Source organism: Bradyrhizobium sp. CCBAU 11430, from assembly GCF_028128855.1.
Taxonomy (GTDB): domain Bacteria; phylum Pseudomonadota; class Alphaproteobacteria; order Rhizobiales; family Xanthobacteraceae; genus Bradyrhizobium; species Bradyrhizobium ottawaense.
In genome coordinates this window covers 26033-47549 of sequence record NZ_LBJV01000073.1, presented here as the reverse complement: position 1 = coordinate 47549, position 21517 = coordinate 26033, and the positions used below count along the sequence as shown (strand labels likewise).

Here is a 21517-nt window from a genome sequence, read left to right as displayed (position 1 = left end):
CGCCATCCCCTAGGGCAACGCAGTCGGCCCGAGCTTGGAGCGGGAGGCGTTGATGAAGGAGTCTTGCGCGATCCTCTTCGCCCAACGGCTGAACGACCTCTCTTCCCGACTCTCAGAACTGGAAGATCTCCGCCTTCGAGTCGAAGAGGCGGAGCGACGCGCCCGGGCTGGGCATAGATTACAGTCGCCTCCCAAAATAGCCGCCTCACGCGGGGGGCATCTTACGTGCAAGCGCCCCGGGTTCGCGCGGACCTGAAGGGAGCGGACAGCCCCTTGTGATGGGACATTTCAGGATAGCGGGGCAACAACCTCCTGGCCTCAGACACCATGCCTCAGCCGCGGCGCGAGAGGAAATCCAGCACGCCGGTCTTGTAGACCTTGTCGCCGACCGCGCGCATGTGGTCGCGGTTCGGAATGTCGAGCACTTCGGAGCCGGGGATGATGGCACCGAGCGCGCTGGCACTTCCTGCGACGTCGTCGGTGGTGCCGACCGCGATCAGCACGGGCACGTCGATACGCGCAGCTTCGTCCCTCGTCATGAGGTCGCGTGTGCCGCGCAGGCAGGCGGCCAGCGCACGGCGGTCGGAGCGGGTCTGATCGGCGAACGCGCGAAAGGTGCGGCCGACGGGATCGGTGACGTCGTCGAGATCTGGCGCTTCCAGCGCCTTGGCGACGTTCTCGCCGGGGCCCGTGCCCTCGATCAGGCCGCCGATGCCGATGCCGCCGAGGATTGCCGAGCGCAGGCGCTGCGGCTCGTTGAGGGAGAGCCACGCCGCCATCCGTCCGCCCATCGAATAACCCATGATGTCGGCCTGCGGGATCGCGAGATGATCCATCAGCGCAAGCACGTCGCCGGCCATGGTCGGGATCGAATACTGCGCGGGCTCGTAGAGCTTTGCGCTTTCGCCATGGCCGCGATTGTCGAGCGCAATCACGCGGCGGCCGTTCTTGCGCAGCTCCGAGACCCAGGTCGGATAGACCCAGTTCACGTTCTTGCTCGAGGCAAAGCCGTGCACCAGGATGATCGGATCGCCCTCGCCTTCATCGAGATAGGCAATTTCAACGGCGCCGTTGTGAAAGCTCGGCATCAGCAGTTCCGTGGTGTTGTGGGGAGTGATTGATCTTAGAGCACGATCCGGCAAAGCGTGCAGCGGTTTTCCGGCAACATCATGCTCAAACAATAGCCTGGAGCGCCGCGCGCCTCACGCCGTGACGGCCGCGTTGGCCAGAGCAGCTTCCGCGGCGATCCGGGCACGGCGAAGCCGCCGCGCCCGTTTGCGATCGCACCAGGCCTGGGTCAGGCGCTCGGTGGTCGCCTTGATGGAGGAGAGAAGGCCGAACAGCGTCAGTGCCGCGCTGAGCAGCCAGAGCGCCAGATTGAACGCGCCGCCGATCAGCAGCAGGGCGCCCCGACCCAAAAGCTTCATGATCGCGCGCGTCTTGCCGCCTTGCGCTTCGGCAAGCCGCGCCGCGCGCGCGACATCCTTGGGACCTTCGGCGATGCGCAGCGTGTCCATCGCCCCGCGCGTGCCGGTCTTCTCGGCGACGCGCGTGACATCCTTGCCAAGCCGGACCAGCGCACCGGCCTTCTCGGCCCGGAACGCCGCCTTGATCGCGCTGACGGTCTCGCCCGGCCGCAGCACCGAGCCTGATACCACCGCATTCCGCAGCGCCGGCGTGTCGACGACCTCGCGCGCGGAACGGCCGGCCCAGACCGCCAGCCCCTCGCCGAGCCGCCCGACTTTGCGTGCATCCTTCACCAGCGTCAGTCCGGCGCGCACCGGCGCGGCACCACCGACGGACACGTAGGTTGCCGCCGTCACCGCAAGGCCGGCCGCCGCAAGCCCGAGCACGAGCCGGTCGGTGTCCTCGCCCATGGCAAGATGCTTGCCCTCGCGCACCACGTCCCTGATGTCGCCGATCACGAAGAGATCGCCCGCCACCGTCCCCGAGAGGCTCGCGACATCGTCGGCATTGCCGGTGACGAGGCCGGTGGCGAAACGTTTGGCGAAATGCGAGGTGGAGCTTTCGGCTTTGACCGCGTCATTGACGCGGCCCAGGAGGTCGTCGGGCAGCGCGATGTTGCGGTCGCGCGCGAGCGCGACAAAACTGTCGGCGAGATCCGCATCGCCGGCGGCGAGTGCGGCCTCGATGTTGTCCTGAACCAGATGGTCGTTCTGCCGCAGCAATGCATCGAGCTTCAGCTCGGAGAGCACGGCCGGATCATCCTGGGCGGCGAGGATCGCGCCGGCCTCGCGCGCGTGCGGTGCTACCTGCGCGAGCATGAAGCCGCACGCGGCGATACCGGTCAACGCTGTGGTGATTCGCAGCCACTTCATGTGGAAAAGCCCGGAAGTCCCTGGGATCCCTTGCGCCGGTCGATTCGTCATTCGGCGCAAATTTGCTCGTCCACAGACATAGTATGCCAAAATTGCGACACAACGTCCCCGACGAAAGAAGGGCTTCTCTCAGGCCTTAAGATTGTGTCGAATTTGCATGAGCAAATGAGCATGGGGCAATTGCGAACCTTTCGGTTCCGCTGGACTAGCAATCATCCACACCCACCAGTATGGTCCGCGGCGCCTTAAAGATGCCGCGTCAGTTCGTGATTGTGTCTGCCGCCATTGCCACTCCAGGATGAGTTACGATGTCCGACCATGTCGTCCCGCACTTCCATAACGATGCCGGTGTCCCCGTCATCGAGATCGGCTCGCAAGAGTTCATGTGCGTTGGCGCCAACCCTCCGTTCGACCATCCGCACGTCTTCCTCGACCTCGGCAACGACAACGAGATCATCTGCCCCTACTGCTCGACGCTGTACCGCTTCGCGGCCGATCTGAAGGCGGGCGAAGCCCGCCCGCCGGAATGCGTCCTGAAGGACAAGGTGGCCTGACCGTTTCCATCGGTCAGGGGTGGCGCTCTCCCGCACGATTGTCATCGCCGGTGCCGGCATCGGTGGACTGACGGCCGCGCTGGCGCTGGCAGCCCGCGGCTTCCGCATCGTTGTGCTGGAAAAGGCCGAGCGGCTCGAAGAAGTCGGCGCCGGCCTGCAACTCTCCCCCAATGCCAGCCGCGTGCTGGTCGAGCTCGGCCTCACCGAGCGCCTCAGGCTGCGCGCCGTCATCCCGGAGGCGGTCTCGATCATGAGCGCGCGGGCCGGCGGCGAGCTTTTGCGCATGCCGCTCGGCGAGGCAGCTTCGCTGCGGGCCGGCGCTCCCTATTGGGTGGTGCACCGCGCCGACCTGCAATCCGCGCTGGCCGGTGCTGTCGCCGATCATCCCGACATCGACCTCAAGCTGGGCGCGACCTTCGAAGATGTCGCGCCTCATGCCAAGGGGCTGACGGTGGTCCATCGCAGCGGCACGATCCGCCGCAGCGATCTCGCCAGCGCGCTGATCGGCGCCGACGGCATCTGGTCGACGGTCCGCCAGCATCTGTTTCCCGAGGTGCAGCCGCGCTTCTCCGGGCTGATCGCCTGGCGCGGCACGCTGGATGCCACGCAACTGCCAAAGGACTACACCGCGCGCCGGGTGCAGCTGTGGATGGGGCCGAACGCCCATCTCGTCGCCTATCCGATCGCGGGCGGACGCCAGATCAACGTGGTCGCTGTGCTGCCGGGCACCTGGAACAGGCCGGGCTGGAGCACGCCCGGCGATCCGCTGGAAGTGATGGACGCCTTCGCCGCGCCGCGCTGGCCGGCCTCGGCGCGGATGATGCTGGCCACGGTCGACAGCTGGCGGAAATGGGCGCTGTTCGGCGTGCCCGACGGCTGCCCCTGGAGCAGAGGTCCGGTGGCGCTGCTCGGCGATGCCGTGCATGCGATGCTGCCTTTTGCGGCCCAGGGCGCCGGCATGGCGATCGAGGATGCCGCGGTGCTCGCCCGGCATCTGAGCTTTGAAGCCGCCGAGAGCACGGCAGGCATCAGTGCTGCGCTGACGCAATACGGCCGTGCCCGTCAGGCGCGGGTGCGGCGGGTGCAGCGGACCGCGCGGCAGCAGGGCCGCATCTATCATCTCGGCGGGCCGCTTGCGGCCGCACGCGATCTTGCGATCCGCGCGCTCGGCCCGGACCGCATGCTGGCGCGGCAGGACTGGATCTACGGCTGGCGGCCCTGATGCGAAGCGCCGCCAGCGCGGCGCCTCAGCGGGACGTTTTCCCGGATTTCGAAGCGGGCTTGGCAGCCGCCGCGGGCGACAATTGCGTGGCAGGCGGGGTCGCCTCCGGCGGCGTTTCCCGGCACTTGTTGCGGCGCCAGGCGTCTTCGGCCATTTGCGCCGACCCGCGCACGGCAACATAGTCGTTGCGATAAGCGAGCTCGGACACCACGGCGCCACCCGTCCCGGTCTCCGCCTTCTCCATCAACCCCCGCAAATCGTCAGTGCGCTTGGCGAGCGACTTGCGCTCGGCCTCCAGCTGCTTGCAGTCGTACAATTCGTATTTGGCGGGATCGGCAAAGGCCGGCGCGACCGTCTCGCTCATGCCGGCGCAGCCGGACAGCGCGGCGCCGGCCGCAAGCAGCGCGAGGAGCGCGCCGAAGCCGCGCGGCGAAGTGGAAAACGAAGCAGCCATGCCGGATGAATAGTCCCCTTGGATTGAGAATGCCTAAAGCAACAACAGATGTCCGGATTGAGGCTTTGCCTTGTGCGCCCGGCTCGCTTAAGGAAGAACCGTCCCTCCGGGCTCGCAACGCGCCAATTCCAGACGGCCAGGATGGACTTAAGTGTTTGATCTCGTTGGATCAAGCGGGCATGGCGGAATTGGTAGACGCAAGGGACTTAAAATCCCTCGGTGCGCAAGCGCTGTGCCGGTTCGACCCCGGCTGCCCGCACCACGAGATTTGATGCTCCGCGATGAAGGCGGTCTACCCTCCGCTTCAGCTGAGCGATCATCGAACACGCCTCCGGTGACGTCTCGATCTGCCCAACAGCTCTGTTGCACGGCTTCAGCATCTGAAGATCGCCCTCGCCCGAGTCCAAGCAGCCGCTTCACCGAAAGCAGGCGACGGATCGATGATCGAGGCGGGATTTCAGCGCATCGAGCGCGCGTCGGAGCACATCATGTTCCTGTCGCATGAGCCGTCAACTTTAAGGCGATTGTGCTGCACATGTCCTTGAGAAATGTGGCGCTCGCTGCTAACCCGAGCGAGAACAAGGCGCAGGCTCCATGGCTCAAACCTCCTTTCCCGCCCAGTCCACGACGGAAGGCCTGAAAGTCGGGGCCGATACGTATTCGAGCGCAATCGCCGACGCGCAGAACTACATGAACTGGGTTATCGACCAGTTCCGTCCCTACCTGAAGGGTGCGATCCTCGAGGTCGGGTTCGGGCATGGGCTCTACAGCAGAGTGCTGGGCGAGCTGGGCGATTATTGCGGCGTGGACCACGACCGCGAAAGCGTCGAACGTGCCGCCAAGGCGATGCCCGATCGCAAGTTCGCCGTCTGCGACATTCTGGTCCGCGATCAGCTGAGTTCCCTGTTTCCCCAAGGCGTCGATGCGGTCTTCACCATCAATGTGCTCGAGCACATCGAGGATGACGCCACGGCGGTTGCCAATTTGGTCCAGGTGCTCAAGCCCGGCGGCCATCTCCTGATCAGCGTTCCCGCCCTGATGCTGCTCTACAACGATCTCGATCGCCTGGCGGGACACTGCCGCCGCTACACCACCGCGCGCCTCGCCAAGCTGCTCGCCGATCAACCGGTCGAGCTGGTCCGGCTGAATTACTTCAATCCGATCGGCGGGCTGGGATGGCTTGCCAATCGTCTGAAGCGGCATCAGTCGCTGAACGATACCGCCGTCAACGGGCAGATCGCCCTGTTCGACAAATATGCCGTGCCGCTGTCGCGGGCGCTCGATCCGCTCTCGCGAAGCTTCTTTGGGCAATCCGTCACCTGCATTGCACGCCGCTTATGATTTCAGTCGTCATTCCTGCGCTCAACGAGCGCAACGGCATCGTTGAAACCATTGATCGAGCCAAGGCGGCCCTCGACGGCGCTCAGCTCACTCCCTATGAGATCATCATTGTCGACGATGGTTCGGCCGACGGCACCGGCGAGCTTGCCGAACAGGCCGGTGCAAAGGTGCTGAGGCATCCCCACAACATCGGCTATGGCCGCTCGCTGAAGGATGGAATTCGCGCTGCGTCCTACGACACGATCGTCATCAGCGACGCGGATGGCTCCTACCCGATGGAGACGATCCCGGCGCTGGTCGCGCGCTTCAACCAGGGGTTCGACATGGTCGTCGGCGCCCGGACCGGGCCCAACTACCGCGAGTCGAGGCTGAAATCGCCATTGCGCGCGATCCTCAAGGCGATCGTCGAATTCACCGCCAACCGCGAGATCCCCGACATCAATTCCGGCCTGCGCGTGTTCGGCCGGCAGGTCGCGATCTCCTATTTCGAGCATGTCAGCGACCTCTTCAGCTTCACGACGTCGCTGACGCTCGCCTACATGATGAACGCGAAGTTCGTCGACTACATCGACATCGACTACAAGGAGCGCATCGGCCGCTCCAAGGTGAACCTGTTCCGCGACTCCATTCGGACACTGCAATACGTCCTGGAGGCCTGCACCTACTACAATCCGCTGAAGATCTTCGTGCTGCTGGCGATGATGTGCATGGCGCTCGCGCTGGTCTCGCTGATCGGCGGGATCATCCTGCAGGTCGTCAGCGCCTTCGTGCTGGGCGTCGGCGCGATCCTGCTCAGCATTCTCGTCGTCGCCATGGGACTGCTCGCGGTGCTGCTGAAGCAGATCATGAATCAGCGACCATGACCTCCCGCGGCAAGGGAACGCGATGTGCGGCATAGCGGGCATCTTTCATCGTGACGGTCGGCCCGCCGACGGCCGTGCGGTTGCGGCGATGTCGGCAGCGCTGGTCCATCGCGGGCCGGACGGCGAGAGCACCTGGCTGGACGGCCCCGTCGGCCTCGCCCACCGCCGGCTCGCCATCCGCGATCTCTCCGATGCCGGGCGCCAGCCGATGCTCGATGCCTCGGAACGCATCGTCGTCACCTACAATGGAGAGATCTACAACGATCACGAGTTGCGCAGCGAGCTCGAGCGATCGTTCGGCGTCCGCTTTCGCAGCACCTGCGACACCGAGATCCTCCCTTACGCGTATCTCGCCTGGGGTGAGGCGATGTTCGAACGCCTGGAGGGATTTTTCGCGATCGGCCTGTGGGATCGGCAGGAGCGCCGCCTGATCCTGGCGCGCGACGGCATCGGGATCAAGCCGCTGTATTATTCCGAGAACGGCAGCCGCGTTCTGTTCGCAAGCGAGATCAAGGGACTTGCGGCGGGCGGAGACCTCACCGCGCGGATCGATCCCGTGGCCCTGCATACCTATCTCGCCGCAGGCCATCCAGGGACGCAAACGAGCCTGTACCAGGACATCAAGCAGCTCCCGCCCGGCACGATGATCGGATTCACCGAGCGCGAGCGAACCGAGCGACGCTTCTGGCGGCCGGTGCGTGCGCCTGCGATCCGCGACCTCGACGAAGCCGTTGTCCGGCTGCAATCGACGATCGAGACCGTGGTCAAAAGCCAGATGGTGAGCGACGTGCCGCTCGCCGTGCTGCAGAGCGGCGGCATCGACAGTTCGCTGATCAGCCTGACGCTCGGCCGGCTCGGCTTGAAGCCGCCGCTGTTCACGGCCGGCTTCACCGAGAAAAGCCATGATGAAACCGCGGTGGCGCAGCAGATCGCCACCGCCGCCGGCCTGTCGCTCAACGTCATCGACGGGGAAGCGGGCGAGGATGCCGAGGCGTCGCTGCGGGCGGTGGTCTATCATTTCGACGGCCAATGCGCCGACACGGGCGCGCTGGGCTTCTATCATCTGGCTGGTGCGGTCCGCCGGCATTCCACGGTGGTTCTGTCCGGCGATGGCGGAGACGAGTTCTTCGCCGGATATGAGACCTATGCCGCGACCATGATGGCGGAGCGCGCGCGCCACGTCGTTCCGCGCGGCCTTGCCGGCCTGACCGGACGCCTCGCCTATGCGTCGGTGCGCGGCAACGAGAAGCGGCTTCCGGCAGCGGCGCAACTCGCCCGCTTCGCACTCGGGTTGGGCGAAGCCGGCAACAGCCCGCATCTGCAATGGCGGCGGCTCGTTCCCCGCTTTCTCGCCGAGAAGATCTATGACCGCGGTATGGCCGATCTTGCATCGACTGACCCGTTCGCGGAATACGCCGAATATTATTCGGAGCCGCATGACAACGTGCTGGATCGGGCGCTGATCGCCGACCAGCGCTTCCATCTGCAAAGCGTCCTCACCAAGGTCGATGCCATGAGCATGGCGCATGGTCTCGAAGTGCGCGTGCCGATCCTCGATCGACGGGTCATGGACCTCGCCGGCAGCCTCGATGTCTCGCTGCTCAATCCCTGGCCCAAGGGCGCACCGAAATATGTGTTGCGCAAACTCGCCGAGCGCCTGGGCATGCCGGGAGAGGCCGCATGGTCGCGCAAGCGCGGCTTCAACGTGCCGATCGCGCAACTGATGCGACGCGGTGGGCTGCGGCCGATCTGCGACCGGGTGCTCGACAGGGAGGCCGACGTTTTTGCGCCCTTCCTGAAACCGGAGGCGATCCGGCTGCTGTGGACTGCGCATCGCGAGGCCAGGAGCGACAATGCGTTCGCGCTGTGGCCGATCCTGACGCTGGGCATCTGGTTGACGGGGCTTGCGACCCCCTCGCCGCGCCGAGCGTAGGGAGCGGGCACATGCCGGACCTGAAGGACCAGACGATCAACGATTTCGGCGAGCAATGGACCGCGTTCCGCGAAAACCCCGCCTATTACGGCTCGGCGGACCTGCTTGCCGATCTGTTCGGTCCGTTGCTTTCCCTCGACGAGGTCAAGGGCAAGCGGATCGCCGATATCGGGAGCGGCACGGGACGCATCGTCAACATGCTGCTCGATGCCGGGGCGGATCGTGTCGTCGCGGTCGAACCCTCCGATGCCATGCTGGTCCTGAAGGACAACACGGTGGCCCGGGCGGAGCGCATCGACTATTTGCAGGCGCCCGGCGACCGCTTGCCGCCCGATCTCGGGCTCGACTATGTGGTTTCGATGGGGGTGCTGCATCACATCCCCGAGCCGGCGCCGGTGGTTCGCGCGGCCTATGATGCGTTGCGCCCCGGCGGACGCTGCATCGTCTGGCTCTACGGCTACGAAGGCAACGAGACCTATCTGTCGCTCGCGATCCCGCTGCGCAAGCTCACCGTGCTGCTGCCGCACCGGCTGCTGGTGGTGCTGTCGCATGGTCTGGAATGGGCGCTGACAGCCTATATCGGGCTGTGCCGGATATTGCCGCTACCGATGCGGTCCTACATGCGTTCGGTGCTGGCGAAGTTTCCGCGCAGCGTTCGCCGCTTGACCATCTACGATCAGCTCAATCCCGCCTACGCGAAATACTACACGCGCGCCGAAGCGGAGGCACTGCTGTCGGATGGCGGATTCGGGGATGTTCGGCTCTACCACCGCCACGGCTATAGCTGGACCGTGTCCGGCACCCGGCCCGCATGACGGGCGTCGAGCAGCAGGACCCAGAAGAACATCAGCGCGCTGAAGAGCTGGATGGAATTGTCCTCGGGGGAACTCCCCGTCACGAAGATCAATGAGGGCATCAGGAGACCGACGGTGAGCGCGGCGGCCAGTGCCCTGGCTGGAAGATCGACCAGCAGGATCGCGGCATAGAGCGCGAGCTCGAAGAAGGCATATTCCTTGAGGCGCGGCGAGCTGAGATAGAGCGCAAACATCGCCAGCACCGTGATGCGCATGGCTGCACGGGGGTGATCCATCAGCCAGCGATCCACTCGCGCAGGAAGCGAATCTCCCTCGTGCGCCGGGCGGCTCCCGATCAAGCGCAGGATGGACAGGGCGAACGGCACGAGCACCAGTGCGGTCACGGCGAAGGCATAGGTTGCGAAGATCGCCGGTTTGCTATCGATCAGGCCCACATGCCCCATCAGATCCCGCGCCAGCAGCAGCAGGGACGGATTGCTCTCGAACAGCTCGACGAGGTGCTGGTCCGGAATCTTTCCGGCCACCGCAAGTTGCCAGCTCGCGAACAGATCGGGGTATGCCAGCCGCGATATCAGGATCGGCAAGGCGAAGCTGAACACAGCCATCGCGATCAGCATCAGCTTGCGGCGGCGCGGCAGCGGCAGGAAGTACAGCGCGGCCAGCACGGGAAAGAACACCAGCTTGAACGACATCACGAGGCCGAGCAGCGCGGCGCCGGCGAGGCGCGACGGAAAGCTGCGGTCCTCTGCCGCTCCGGATGCGGGCGGAGAAAGCAGAAGCCTCAGCGCGATCGCGGTCAGCACGCCGCTCAGGATCGCGAAGTTGCCCGACGCCTGGACCCATTCGAAACCGACGAATGCGCCGAGCGCGCAGAGCACCCTGAGCCCAACGTCGCGAGCGCTCGGGCGCGCTCGGCCAAGACCGGGCACGCCAAGACCGGGCAAGCCAAGACCTGGCAAGAGAAGGCCGCAGAGCACGGCCAGCACGGGAAAGATAGTTTTGTAATGAGCGACCAGAATGCCATCCGCGCAAAAGGGACGGAAGGCCTCCAGCGTCACCGGCAGATAGGGGTAAGAGAGCTTGGTGCCCTTCAGGTTCTTGACGAAGTAGGGATCGAGTCCGCCGGCATAGGCATCCACCGCCGCGCAATTGACGCGAGTGTCCCAGCCATATTTCACATCGAGCCCGACGTCGCTGGCGAGATTGCCGATCACCAGAAGCGCGGTCAGTGCGATCAGGCAGGCAAGCCAGAGGTTACGCCTCGAAGCCATGTCGGCCGAGGGCTCCAACCAACGTGCTGTACCGCTGACATCAGACACAATCGGATACCTTGTTTGGCCTGGTTTCTCTCGGCGCCGGCGCGGCGCCTCATCGATCGGCCGCCACAGTGGACAGGAGGCGTTTCCGTTTCATCCCGCCGGACCCGACCTGCCCCGCTCGGCGCCGATCTTTAGGGAGGGATGGTGAATCACTGGTTTCCGGGCCATAGCAGGACCCGCGGTCGGCTCGCGCGGGGGCTTCCCCTCACCAATTCTTGTCCGCCCCTCCTCCGCCTGCCAGCCATCCCGAAACATGGGTTGTGCAACGCAGCATGAGCGATGGATAAAGTCGCTCAATTTCAGAGGTGAGCTTCTTGTCTGACGTCAATGCCGACGATTGGGTGTCCGCGGGACACCGCCCGATGGGATTTCCAGAATTCGTCATCGTGATCGCGTCCATCATGGCGCTGAATCCGCTTGCGATGGACATGATGCTGCCTGCACTGCCCAATATCGGGGCAGCCTTCAACATCCCCGTCGCCAACCATCTCCAGCTGGTGCTGTCGACCTTCCTGATCGGTTTCGGCGCCGGCCAGTTCGTCATGGGTCCCCTGTCGGACCGCTTCGGCCGCCGGCCGGTGCTGCTCGGCGGTATGGCGGTCTATGCGGTGGCGAGCGTGCTGGCGGTCGCGGCACCCTCATTCGAGACGCTGCTGCTGGCGCGCGCGCTGCAGGGGCTCGGCACCTCGGCCACGCGCGTGATCGCGACCTCGATCGTGCGTGACTGCTATGTCGGCCGCCGCATGGCGAGCGTGATGTCGCTTGCCATGATGGTGTTCATCGCGGTGCCCGTGATCGCCCCCTCGTTCGGACAGGCGGTACTGCTGGTGACGGCGTGGCGCGGCATCTTCGTCGTACTGATGCTGTACGGCCTGCTCGCACTCGCCTGGTGCGTGCTGCGGCTGCCGGAAACCCTCCCCGAGTCCGGACGTAGATCGCTGGCGCCCGCCGATGTGCTCTCGGCATTCCGGCAGACCCTGACCAATCGCCAGACCATCGGCTATGCCACGGCCGCCGGCAGCGTCATCGGCGCGCTCTTTGCCTTTGTCTTCTGCGCCCAGCAGGTCTTCACCGGCATCTATCACCTCGGCCATTACTTCCCACTCGCCTTTGCCGCGATTGCAGCCGGCACGGCCGTCGCCGGCTTCCTCAATGCGAGACTGGTCGGGCGGCTCGGCATGCGCGTGATCTCGCATGGCGCGCTGACGCTCTACACAATCGTCGCTGCCGTGATGCTGCTGACGGAAATGCTCGGCATCCTGCCGCTTGCTCTGTTCATGGTGCTCTCGGCTCTGATGATGTTCTCGTTCGGCATGATGGTTGCCAACTTCACGGCGCTCGCGATGGAGCCGCAGGGCCACATCGCCGGGACCGCCTCCTCGCTCTACGGCTCGATCACGACGCTGATCGGAATCGTGGTCGGCATGGCGATCGGACAGAGCTTCGACGGAACGCTATTGCCGTTCTCGATCGGCTTCTTCCTGTCGACGCTCGCTGCGCTCGCGATCGTGCTGGTGGTGGAAAAGGGCCGGCTGTTCAAGCCGTATCATCGTCCCGTCGCTTAAGGAACTTCCCGATCGCCTCGATGTTGTCCTGCAGCAATTCGAGAGGTCACATTCAATGGAACCGGAACACCGGGACGACCACCACGACGTCGAACGGCGGAAGACGGAACGTTCGGAGCCGAGCGCAGAGCAGGCCACGTTGACGACGCCTTTGGCGAGCGAGGGCCTCGAGCAGATCCGCGACAGTCATTGCTGAGCGCGGAGCCTATTCCGAACCGCGCCTGCTGGCGCTGAAATCATCCGCAGCGCTCTTGGGTATCATCCGCATTCCCCGGGGCCGCACGATCAGAGCGACCACCTCCCGCGAGAGACCGGGCCGCCCCCACAGGGTGGCCCGCACGGTGAACTCGCGCCTGACGAAGTGCCCGGTCTGCGAGGACGCCCACGCCATCCACCGCGTGCAAGATTCCTGGTCGCGGAAACACAGCGCGGCCCAGCCGCGGTCGAGCGACGTCTTGCGCGGCAAGCCCAAGGTCTGTTCGTACTCGAAGGGCGCCGCATGACGTGGATGGTCGGGGCTGTAGAACGCGGAGGCGAAGGCCAGCGAACCATCACCACTCACCGCGCTCAGCGGCACGCCGGTCTGCTCCCGCCACTCGCGCGTCAATTCACTAGCCGCCTGGGCGTAAAGATTCCGGCCCTCCTCATACCCGTGATCATTGCGATAGACGGCATGGATCGGCGCGGCGATCAGGACGGCCGCGAGCGCGACGCCGGCCACGATCACGGTGAGGTTGACCGTGTAGAAGCGCTCGATCGGGTAGCTCGTCCCGCAGACCACGAGAACGGTGAAGAGGAACAGTCCCTGCAGCGCCCATAGCGACGGCAGATCGGTGCCCATCACGAGCGACGTCACCACCGGCAGCACGATCGTGCCCATCGTGACGTAGAACAAGAGCCGCAGGCCCGGGCCCATTGCGGCGAAGTCCGCGGGAAACCGCTTCAAGCGCGTTCCTGCGACGAGCACCCAGAACACGGCCGACATGCTCATCGCCGCCGCCAGCCCCAGCAGAAAGTTTCTCGCCTCGCCGAGTGAGGTCGCAGCGTTGCCGCCGGTGTGCGCCAGCGCGTAGGTGAAGGTCGACGCGCCCGTCGTCGCGAGCCAATAGACGTGAGGTGACAGCGCCGCGAGCCCGACGACGACCGAGATCCAGGGCGAAGCGGAGGTGAAATAAGCGCGCCGCGCCGGGTGCGCCAGCGCGGCAAACGCGAAGCTCGTGACGAGAAAGATCGAATAATATTTGCCGACCATCGCCAGCGCCGTCGTGCATCCCATTGCGACCGCCCACAGCGGGGCGCGCGTCTCGAATGCGCGCAGGAAGCACCAGGTCGCCAGCGGCCAGACCGCCAGCAGCACCGAATTGGCATTGAAGCGCTGGGCATGGAATTGATAGACCGGCGTCAGCATCAGGAGCAAAAGCACCAGGATGCGCTTGTGCCCGGTCACGAATTGCCGCGCGATCCGATCAACGAAGATCAGCGCAAGCCCGGCATTGGCCATCGCCATCAATTGCAACGACCAATCGCTGAGCGGAAAGACAGAGGTCCAGCTGGCGGCAATCCAACCGGTCAAGGGCGGATGCTTGTGATAGCCCCAGGCGAAATGCTGCCCCAGCATCCAGGCCTCGAGCGTATCAGGGTGCAGTCCGCCGCCGGCATAGGCGATCGCCAGATAGAGCGTCCAGATCGCGACGAAACAGCCGATGAGGAGCGGAACGGCCCAGCCCGCCTCGACGCCATCGAGCCAATGCAGGAAAGGCCGCCGCCAACGTGCCGGCGCGCGATCGGACCGTTCGGCCATCGCCTGGAATGCAAAATCGATCGGCACGGGAATCAGGTTGAGGAGGGAAAGTGATGCGCAAGGACGACGCATCTATTTCAAGATTGAAACAAATAGCAATGACTGGAAACTGGAAAGGTTAAAAGCCGCAACGCCTTTTCCGCCGGCGCAAGACCACAAAAGACAACGGCGCCGCTGATGACAGCGGCGCCGCGTGGTGAAGACGAAGGCTACGTGAATTCGCCTCCCCTTACTCCGACTTGTCGACGTTCCAGAACAGCGGCGTCGCCGGGCCGTCGAGCACGCCGGTCAGCGATTTACGCCAGCCGCTCGGCAGCAGGTACTGCCCCAGCGGGATGTAGATCACCTGCTCATAGGCTTCCTTCTGGATGTCGGCGGCGATCTTCTTCTGCTCGTCGATCGACGGCGCGCGGACGAACGCGTCCTTGAGCTGCTCGATCTTGGCGCTTTCCGCCCAACCGAACCAGCCGCCCTTCTTGCCCTGGCCGCCGATCGAGAGATTGGCGATCGGGTTGGAGACGTCGGCCGCGACCCAGTTGGTGAAGAACATGTTCCAGCCACCCTCCTTCGGCGGCTTCTGACTGGCACGGCGGCTCACCACCGTCTGCCAATCGGTCGCTTGCAGATCGACCTTGAAGCCGGCTTCGCGCAGCAGCTGGGCCGCGACGATGGGCTGGGCCTTGAGCGTGGTGACGTCGCCGGGCGCCATCACCACGACCGGGGTGCCGTCATAGCCTGACTCGGCGAGCGCCTTCTTGGCCTCCGCCATGCCATTGCCCTTCACCAGGGTCTCGGCGCCGACCTCGGTCGCGAACGGCGTATCGCAAACGAAGAACGCACCGCAGATCTTCTGGTACTTGGCATTGCCGACCAGCGCGTCGAGAACGTCCTTCTGGTTCATCGCCAGAAGAGCGGCACGTCGCACCTTCACGTTGTCGAACGGCGGATAGAGGAAGTTCATCCGGCCGAGCGTCTGAAAGCCGAACTTGTTCGAGACCTCGATCGTGATCTCCTTGTTTGCCTCCAGCACCGGCAGCATGTCGTAGGGCAGGTTTTCCATGAAGTCGATGTCGCCCGACTGCAGCGCGTTCACGGCGGTCTGCGAGTCCGGCATGGTGATCCATTCGACGCGGTCGACCTTCGCCACCTTGCCGCCGGAGGTCCAGCTCGCCGGCTCCTTGCGCGGCACGTAGTCGGTGTTCTTGACGTAGACGGCCTTCACGCCGGGCTGGAATTCCGATGCCACGAACTTGAAGGGGCCCGAGCCGATCTGCTCGGGGATCTGCTTGTCCGGCGGCGTCTCGGCGAGGCGCTTCGGCATCATGAAGGCGACGCGCGAGGACGGCTTGCCGATGGAATCGAGCACGAGGCCGTAGGGCTCCTTCAGCTTCAGCGTGATGGTCTTGGCGTCGGTCGCCTCGATGCTCGCGGTGAAGTCCAGGAGCTTCTGGCCCATGCCGTCGACCGCGGCCCAGCGCTTCAGCGAGGCGACGCAATCTTCCGCCGTCACCGGCGCACCGTCATGCCACTTCAGGCCGTCGCGCAGCGTGAAGGTGTAGGTGAGCTTGTCGTCGGAGATCTTCCAGTCCGCCATCTGCGGCTGGATCTTGAAGCTCGAATCGGGAGCCACCAGCGTGTCGTAGACCATGTAGCCATGGTCACGCGTGATGTAGGCCGTGGTGAAGATCGGATCGATGATGCGCAGATCCGAATGCATCACCGCCGTAATGGTCTTGCCGGCTGCAAGCACTGGCGAGGCAAGCGCCGTCGAAAGCGCAACGACAGACAGCGCAAGTTTGGAGGCAAACGCGCGAGGCCCCCGGCGCATGAAGTGGAACATAAAAAGTTTCTCCTGACGTGAAACTGTTCAAAGGCAGGTTATTGGTTAAGCATGCGGCTCGTTCCTTGGGCGAACTAACCTCATGCAATGCCTTTATCTTTCGAGACTTGCAGACAGTGCCGAGCGCGTCAATCCGGTTTCGCTGCAAGCCCTGGCGGCGCGGGCACGGGCTCCACAAGGATCGGTTTGGCTCTACAACACTCTCCACTCGTCCTGCCCCGCAGCAGTGCAATGCGCATTCCATCTTTCGAAGCTTGAGAGACATTGAGATGAATCCAGCCAATCTTCCTTTCGATTCCGAGGCGATGCTCCAGGGTCTGCGCGGCTGGGTCGAATGCGAAAGCCCGACCTGGGACGCCGGTGCGGTGAATCGCATGCTCGATATCGCAGCGCGGGATATGGCGATCATGGGTGCGACGATCGAGCGCATCGCCGGCCGGCAAGGTTTCGGCGGCGTGATCCGCGCGCGCTTTCCGCATCCGAAACAGGGCGAACCGGGCATCCTGATCGCCGGCCATATGGATACCGTCCACCCGGTCGGTACCATCGAGAAGCTGAAATGGCGGCGCGAGGGCAACCGGTGCTACGGCCCCGGCATCTACGACATGAAGGGCGGCAACTACCTCTCGCTGGAAGCGATCCGGCAACTGGCGCGTGCATCCTTCCCCACGCCGCTGCCGATCACCGTGCTGTTCACGCCGGACGAGGAGGTCGGCACGCCCTCGACCCGCGACATCATCGAGGCGGAAGCCGCGCGCAACAAATATGTGCTGGTGCCCGAGCCCGGCCGCGCCGACAACGGCGTCACCACCGGACGTTACGCCATCGCACGCTTCAATCTCGAGGCGACGGGCCGGCCGAGCCACGCCGGCGCGACGCTGTCGGCGGGACGCTCGGCGATCCGCGAGATGGCGCGGCAGATTCTCGCCATCGACGCGATGACGACGGAGGACTGCACCTTCTCGGTCGGCGTCGTGCATGGCGGGCAATGGGTCAACTGCGTTGCCACGACCGCCACCGGCGAAGCGCTCTCCATGGCCAAGCGGCAGGCCGATCTCGATCGCGGCGTCGAGCGGATGCTGGCGCTGTCGGGCACGGCCAACGATGTCTCCTTCAAGGTGACGCGCGGGGTGACGCGTCCGGTGTGGGAGCCGGATGCCGGCACTATGGCGTTGTATGAGAAGGCGCGCGGCATCGCCAAGTCGCTTGGCGCCGAACTGCCGCATGCGAGTTCCGGCGGCGGCTCCGACGGCAACTTCACCGGTGCGATGGGAATCCCGACGCTCGACGGCCTGGGCGTGCGCGGAGCCAATGGCCACACGTTAGAGGAGTATATCGAAGTCGAGAGTCTCGTTGAGCGCGGCCGGCTGATGGCCGGGCTGCTTGCGACGCTGGAGTGACCGGATTGGATGAGCGCGCCTGGCGCGCCGCGATATTTCGTCTGGCGGGCACGCTCCGCTGGCCCCCTTGAAGAGGGGGCGCCAAAACAGCTGGCCGCACTGCAAAAACTGTGGCCCTGATGGCACGGGAATTGCTGAAATGTTAGGCTGGTGGCAGAACAGGCTATGACCGCTGCCGCCGATTTACTCTAATCTGACGGATCCAACTTGCTCGGATATCTCCTTCGCCGAATCTTCGCCGCCGTGCCCGTGATGGGCGTCGTCGCGCTGTTCGTCTTCCTCCTGCTCCGCCTCACCCCCGGCGATCCCGCCGCGATCCTCGCCGGCGACAATGCAACGCCGGAACGGCTCGAGCGCATCCGCACCTCGCTAGGCCTCAACGAGCCTTTGATCGTGCAGTTCATCACCTGGGTGAACAAGCTGCTGCACGGCGATCTCGGGACCTCGCTGATCTCCAATCTGCCTGTCATGAAGATGATCGGCCAGCGCGTCGAGCCGTCGATCTCGATTGCGCTGTGTACCATCATCCTCGCCGTGATCGTGGCGGTTCCCCTCGGCGTGATCGCCGCGTGGAAGCACGGCACCTGGATCGATCGCTTCGTGATGGGGCTTTCCGTGCTCGGCTTCTCGGTGCCGGTGTTCGTGGTCGGCTACATCCTGATCCAGATCTTCGCGATCGAACTGCGGTGGGTGCCGGTGCAGGGCTTCCGCAGCATCTTTAACGGCTTCGGACCGTTTTTCGAGCGCATGATCCTGCCGACCTGCGCGCTCTCCTTCATCTACATCGCGCTGATCGCGCGCATGACGCGCGCGGCGATGCTCGATGTGCTCGGCGAGGACTATGTGCGCACGGCGCGCGCCAAGGGCATCAACGAGGTCGCCGTGATGATGCGGCACGCGCTGCGCAACGCCGCCGTGCCCGTCATCACCGTGATCGGCACCGGCTTTGCGCTGCTGATCTCCGGCGTCGTCGTCACCGAGAGCGTGTTCAACATTCCCGGCATCGGCCGCCTCACCGTGGATGCGGTGCTGGCGCGCGACTATCCGGTGATCCAGGCGATGATCCTGCTGACGTCGCTGATCTATGTCGTCGTCAACCTTCTCATCGACGTCGCCTACACCCTGCTCGATCCCCGGATCCGGTACTGAGGCAAGGATAAGGACAAACATGTCGGTCGATACCCTTCCCCAGTCCTCCATTCCGATCACGTCGCCGCTACGGCCGCGCTTCGGCTTCCTCACCTCGACGCCGATCATCGCCACGGCGACAGTCTTGCTCGCACTGATCATCCTGATCTCGATCCTGGCGCCGCTGATCGCGCCGCATGATCCGATCCAGCTCGCGCCGTCGCAACGGCTCAAGCCGTCGTCCGCGCAATTCCTGCTCGGCACCGATGCCTATGGTCGTGACCTGTTGTCGCGCGTCGTTTATGGCGGCCGCATCTCGCTGCTGATCGGTATCGGCTCGGCGATCCTGTCGATCGTCATCGGCCTTGCGATCGGCCTCGTCTCCGGCTTCTTCAAGCTGGTCGATGCCGTGCTGATGCGGGCCATGGACGGCCTGATGGCGATGCCGAGCATCCTGCTCGCGATCGCCGTGGTGTCGCTGTCCGGTGCCAGCCTCTGGACCGTGCTGATCGCGATCACGATCCCCGAGATTCCGCGCGTGGCGCGCCTGGTCCGCTCGGTCGTGCTGTCGGCGCGCGAGGAGCCTTACGTCGAGGCGGCGATCTCGGTCGGCTCGTCCTTGCCGAAGATCATGTGGCGGCATCTGATGCCGAACACGGTGGCGCCGCTGATCGTCCAGGGCACCTATATCTGCGCCAGCGCCATCCTCACCGAGGCGATCCTCTCCTTCCTCGGCGCCGGCATCTCGCCGGAGACGCCGACCTGGGGCAACATCATGGCCGAGGGCCGCCAGTACTTCCAGATCAAGCCGTCGCTGATCTTCTGGCCGGGCCTTCTGCTCTCGATCGCCATCCTCAGCATCAATCTGATCGGCGACGCCGCCCGCGACGCACTCGATCCGCGCATGAAGCAGCGGGAAGGCAAGTGATTTGTCTCGCCGGCCCTGCCCCTTATTCCGTCATTGCGAGCGAAGCCAAGCAATCCAGTCTGCATCCGCGGAAGGACTTCTGGATTGCTTCGTCGCTTCGCTCCTCGCCATGACGATGGAGTGACCTGATGACCAACACCGTCCTCGACATCAACAACCTCGTCGTCTCCGTCGGCAAGAAGCCGGGTGGCCCAAAGATCATCGACGGCATCTCGATCCAGGTCCGCGAGCGCGAGACGCTGTGCCTCGTCGGCGAAAGCGGCTCGGGCAAGTCGGTGACCTCGCTGACCACGATGGGCCTCTTGCCGAAGGGCACGCTGGTTCCGACCAGCGGCAGCATCAAGCTGGTCGGCGAAGAGCTGCTCACCGCGACCGACCGCCGCTTGCGCCAGCTCCGCGCCACGCAGATGGCGATGATCTTCCAGGAACCGATGACCGCGCTCAATCCGGTGGTGCCGGTCGGCCGCCAGATCGACGAGGTGCTGCGCGCGCATACCAATCTCGACGCCAGGGCCCGCAAGAAGCGCATCCTCGACATGATGGAGCAGGTCCACCTGCCCCAGGTCGAGCGCATCTTCGCCTCCTACCCGCACCGCCTTTCCGGCGGTCAGCGCCAGCGCATCATGATCGCGATGGCGCTGGTGCTGGAGCCGAAGCTCTTGATCGCGGACGAGCCGACGACCGCGCTCGACGTCACCACGCAGAAGCAAATCCTGTCCCTGATCCGCGAGCTCCAGCGCGATCACGGCACGGCCGTTCTGTTCATCACCCACGACATGGGCGTGGTCGCCGAGATCGCCGACCGCGTCGCGGTGATGCGGCAGGGCCGGCTGGTCGAAACCGGCCCGCTCGAGACCGTGCTGCGCAATCCGACCATGGAATACACCCGCAATCTGCTCTCGGCGGTGCCGAGCCTGGTGCCGCGGCCGCCGCGCGAGGAGAGCCGCGAACCGGTGGTGCTGGAGGCCAACGATCTCAGCAAGGTCTATAAAGAGCGCGCCTTCTTCGGCAAAGGCCGCGAAGTCGTCGCCGCCGACAAGGTGACGCTGACGCTGCGCAAGGGCCGCACGCTCGGCATCGTCGGCGAAAGCGGCTCCGGCAAGTCGACCGTGGCGCGCTGCATCGTCCGCCTGATCGATCCGACCTCCGGCGGCGTGCGCCTCGCCGGCCGCGAGATCGCCGGCATCTCGCGTCGCCTGCTGCAGCCGCACCGGCAAAAGATCCAGATCGTGTTCCAGGATCCCTATCGCTCGCTCAACCCGCGCGTCACCGTCGGCGAGAGTATTGCGGAGGGCCCGATCAATTACGGCGTCGCGCATGCCGATGCGATGAAACGTGCCCGCGAGCTGCTCGAGCTCGTCGGCCTGCCCGCTGACGCGGTATCGCGCTATCCGCACCAGTTCTCCGGCGGCCAGCGCCAGCGCATCGCCATCGCGCGCGCGCTCGCGCTCGATCCGGACGTGCTGGTCGCGGATGAGGCTGTCTCCGCGCTCGACGTCTCGGTGCAGGCGCAGGTGCTGGAACTCTTCGACGAGATCCAGAAGCGTCTCGGCATCGCGATCCTGTTCATCACCCACGATCTGCGTGTCGCAGCGCAGATCTGCGACGAGGTCGTGGTGATGCAGCACGGCCGCGTCGTCGAGCAGGGCCCGGCTGCCGAGGTGCTGACGCATCCGAAGGAGGCCTACACCAGGGCTCTGCTGGACGCCGCTCCGGGGCGCGACTGGGATTTTGCGAACTTCCGGCCGGTGTCGGAGGGCGTGGCGGCCACGGCGTAGCAACACTCACCGCTGTCATTCCGGGGCATCGCGAAGCGATGAGCTACGGTGCGCAATTGCGCACCTGAGAATCCATCGCGCCTCAGAGTCTGTCGTCGGATGGATTCCGGGCTCGCGCCCAAGCGGGCGCGCCCCGGAAGGACGGCGGAGCAGCATTCCCAAAACAGCTTGACCCTATGCGCGGCGCGAGTGCGTCCCACCTTGCTCTCGCCGCAGGGCCAAGGCTAACGTCGCGCC

General features: G+C 64.9%; 17 protein-coding genes and 1 tRNA gene. 12 read left to right on the top strand and 6 right to left on the bottom strand.

Annotated features, from left to right (window positions below):
* Positions 1–332: 332 nt before the first annotated feature.
* A complete protein-coding gene (locus XI04_RS34995) occupies positions 333–1088 on the bottom strand; it encodes an alpha/beta fold hydrolase (protein WP_028141164.1) in 756 nt (251 codons plus the stop codon).
* 114 nt (positions 1089–1202) lie between these two features.
* The gene (locus XI04_RS34990) at positions 1203–2339 is read right to left on the bottom strand and encodes a hypothetical protein (protein ID WP_028141165.1); all 1137 of its coding nucleotides are present in this window, start codon (positions 2337–2339) and stop codon (positions 1203–1205) included.
* 308 nt (positions 2340–2647) lie between these two features.
* Here XI04_RS34990 and XI04_RS34985 point away from each other — a divergent pair, with 308 nt between their 5' ends.
* Complete coding sequence (locus XI04_RS34985) at positions 2648–2893, top strand: zinc-finger domain-containing protein (RefSeq protein WP_007602543.1); 246 nt, start codon at positions 2648–2650, stop codon at positions 2891–2893.
* A 19-nt stretch (positions 2894–2912) separates the two neighbouring features.
* Positions 2913–4115, top strand: a complete 1203-nt coding sequence (locus XI04_RS34980; protein ID WP_028141166.1) for an FAD-dependent monooxygenase — start codon at positions 2913–2915, stop codon at positions 4113–4115.
* A 25-nt stretch (positions 4116–4140) separates the two neighbouring features.
* Here the strand turns inward: XI04_RS34980 and XI04_RS34975 are convergent, their stop codons facing one another.
* Positions 4141–4569: a twin-arginine translocation pathway signal gene (locus tag XI04_RS34975; protein WP_095426173.1), complete on the bottom strand. Its 429-nt coding sequence runs from the start codon at positions 4567–4569 to the stop codon at positions 4141–4143.
* 173 nt (positions 4570–4742) lie between these two features.
* On the opposite strand from XI04_RS34975, the gene XI04_RS34970 reads away from it, so the two are divergent.
* From XI04_RS34970 to XI04_RS34950, 5 genes are all read left to right on the top strand, one after another.
* Positions 4743–4831, top strand: a tRNA-Leu gene (locus tag XI04_RS34970).
* Positions 4832–5163: 332 nt separating this feature from the next.
* A complete protein-coding gene (locus XI04_RS34965) occupies positions 5164–5910 on the top strand; it encodes a class I SAM-dependent methyltransferase (RefSeq protein ID WP_271608929.1) in 747 nt (248 codons plus the stop codon).
* Positions 5907–6773 (top strand): glycosyltransferase family 2 protein, encoded by an 867-nt coding sequence (locus tag XI04_RS34960; RefSeq protein ID WP_028141168.1) that lies wholly within the window; start codon positions 5907–5909, stop codon positions 6771–6773. The genes XI04_RS34965 and XI04_RS34960 overlap by 4 nt, the downstream gene beginning before the upstream one ends.
* 22 nt (positions 6774–6795) lie before the next feature.
* Complete coding sequence (gene asnB / locus XI04_RS34955) at positions 6796–8706, top strand: asparagine synthase (glutamine-hydrolyzing) (RefSeq protein ID WP_271623899.1); 1911 nt, start codon at positions 6796–6798, stop codon at positions 8704–8706.
* A gap of 11 nt (positions 8707–8717) precedes the next feature.
* On the top strand, positions 8718–9521 hold the full coding sequence (locus XI04_RS34950; protein WP_271608931.1) for a class I SAM-dependent methyltransferase: 804 nt from the start codon (positions 8718–8720) through the stop codon (positions 9519–9521).
* Here XI04_RS34950 and XI04_RS34945 read toward each other — a convergent pair.
* A complete protein-coding gene (locus tag XI04_RS34945) occupies positions 9485–10792 on the bottom strand; it encodes a hypothetical protein (protein WP_049802011.1) in 1308 nt (435 codons plus the stop codon). The two genes, XI04_RS34950 and XI04_RS34945, sit on opposite strands and share 37 nt — an antisense overlap.
* A gap of 362 nt (positions 10793–11154) precedes the next feature.
* Between XI04_RS34945 and XI04_RS34940 the strand changes: the two genes are divergently transcribed.
* Positions 11155–12405 carry a multidrug effflux MFS transporter gene (locus XI04_RS34940; protein ID WP_038949929.1) on the top strand — a complete coding sequence of 417 codons (1251 nt, stop codon included), beginning with the start codon at positions 11155–11157 and terminating at the stop codon, positions 12403–12405.
* Between the two features lie 205 nt (positions 12406–12610).
* Here XI04_RS34940 and XI04_RS34935 read toward each other — a convergent pair whose 3' ends face one another.
* Together XI04_RS34935 and XI04_RS34930 are read right to left on the bottom strand one after the other, a co-directional pair.
* Positions 12611–14206, bottom strand: a complete 1596-nt coding sequence (locus tag XI04_RS34935; protein WP_333916511.1) for a glycosyltransferase family 39 protein — start codon at positions 14204–14206, stop codon at positions 12611–12613.
* A 229-nt stretch (positions 14207–14435) separates the two neighbouring features.
* Positions 14436–16046, bottom strand: a complete 1611-nt coding sequence (locus XI04_RS34930; RefSeq protein WP_028141174.1) for an ABC transporter substrate-binding protein — start codon at positions 16044–16046, stop codon at positions 14436–14438.
* Positions 16047–16315: 269 nt separating this feature from the next.
* Between XI04_RS34930 and XI04_RS34925 the strand changes: the two genes are divergently transcribed.
* The 4 genes from XI04_RS34925 (at position 16316) to XI04_RS34910 (ending at position 21280) form a co-directional block, all read left to right on the top strand.
* Complete coding sequence (locus XI04_RS34925) at positions 16316–17446, top strand: M20/M25/M40 family metallo-hydrolase (RefSeq protein ID WP_271608932.1); 1131 nt, start codon at positions 16316–16318, stop codon at positions 17444–17446.
* A gap of 207 nt (positions 17447–17653) precedes the next feature.
* On the top strand, positions 17654–18595 hold the full coding sequence (locus tag XI04_RS34920) for an ABC transporter permease (protein ID WP_028141176.1): 942 nt from the start codon (positions 17654–17656) through the stop codon (positions 18593–18595).
* Between the two features lie 19 nt (positions 18596–18614).
* Positions 18615–19502 (top strand): ABC transporter permease, encoded by an 888-nt coding sequence (locus XI04_RS34915; protein WP_271623898.1) that lies wholly within the window; start codon positions 18615–18617, stop codon positions 19500–19502.
* 128 nt (positions 19503–19630) lie between these two features.
* On the top strand, positions 19631–21280 hold the full coding sequence (locus XI04_RS34910; RefSeq protein ID WP_095426169.1) for an ABC transporter ATP-binding protein: 1650 nt from the start codon (positions 19631–19633) through the stop codon (positions 21278–21280).
* Positions 21281–21517: the final 237 nt, after the last annotated feature.

Coding starts and splice junctions, on each gene's coding strand:
- XI04_RS34985 (WP_007602543.1), top strand. CDS start 2,648: ATGTCCGACCATGTCGTCCCGCACTTCCATAACGATGCCGGTGTCCCC.
- XI04_RS34950 (WP_271608931.1), top strand. CDS start 8,718: ATGCCGGACCTGAAGGACCAGACGATCAACGATTTCGGCGAGCAATGG.
- XI04_RS34960 (WP_028141168.1), top strand. CDS start 5,907: ATGATTTCAGTCGTCATTCCTGCGCTCAACGAGCGCAACGGCATCGTT.
- XI04_RS34930 (WP_028141174.1), bottom strand. CDS start 16,046: ATGTTCCACTTCATGCGCCGGGGGCCTCGCGCGTTTGCCTCCAAACTT.
- asnB (WP_271623899.1), top strand. CDS start 6,796: ATGTGCGGCATAGCGGGCATCTTTCATCGTGACGGTCGGCCCGCCGAC.
- XI04_RS34995 (WP_028141164.1), bottom strand. CDS start 1,088: ATGCCGAGCTTTCACAACGGCGCCGTTGAAATTGCCTATCTCGATGAA.
- XI04_RS34910 (WP_095426169.1), top strand. CDS start 19,631: ATGACCAACACCGTCCTCGACATCAACAACCTCGTCGTCTCCGTCGGC.
- XI04_RS34975 (WP_095426173.1), bottom strand. CDS start 4,569: ATGGCTGCTTCGTTTTCCACTTCGCCGCGCGGCTTCGGCGCGCTCCTC.
- XI04_RS34945 (WP_049802011.1), bottom strand. CDS start 10,792: ATGGCTTCGAGGCGTAACCTCTGGCTTGCCTGCCTGATCGCACTGACC.
- XI04_RS34990 (WP_028141165.1), bottom strand. CDS start 2,339: ATGAAGTGGCTGCGAATCACCACAGCGTTGACCGGTATCGCCGCGTGC.
- XI04_RS34915 (WP_271623898.1), top strand. CDS start 18,615: ATGTCGGTCGATACCCTTCCCCAGTCCTCCATTCCGATCACGTCGCCG.
- XI04_RS34925 (WP_271608932.1), top strand. CDS start 16,316: ATGAATCCAGCCAATCTTCCTTTCGATTCCGAGGCGATGCTCCAGGGT.
- XI04_RS34965 (WP_271608929.1), top strand. CDS start 5,164: ATGGCTCAAACCTCCTTTCCCGCCCAGTCCACGACGGAAGGCCTGAAA.
- XI04_RS34935 (WP_333916511.1), bottom strand. CDS start 14,206: ATGGCCGAACGGTCCGATCGCGCGCCGGCACGTTGGCGGCGGCCTTTC.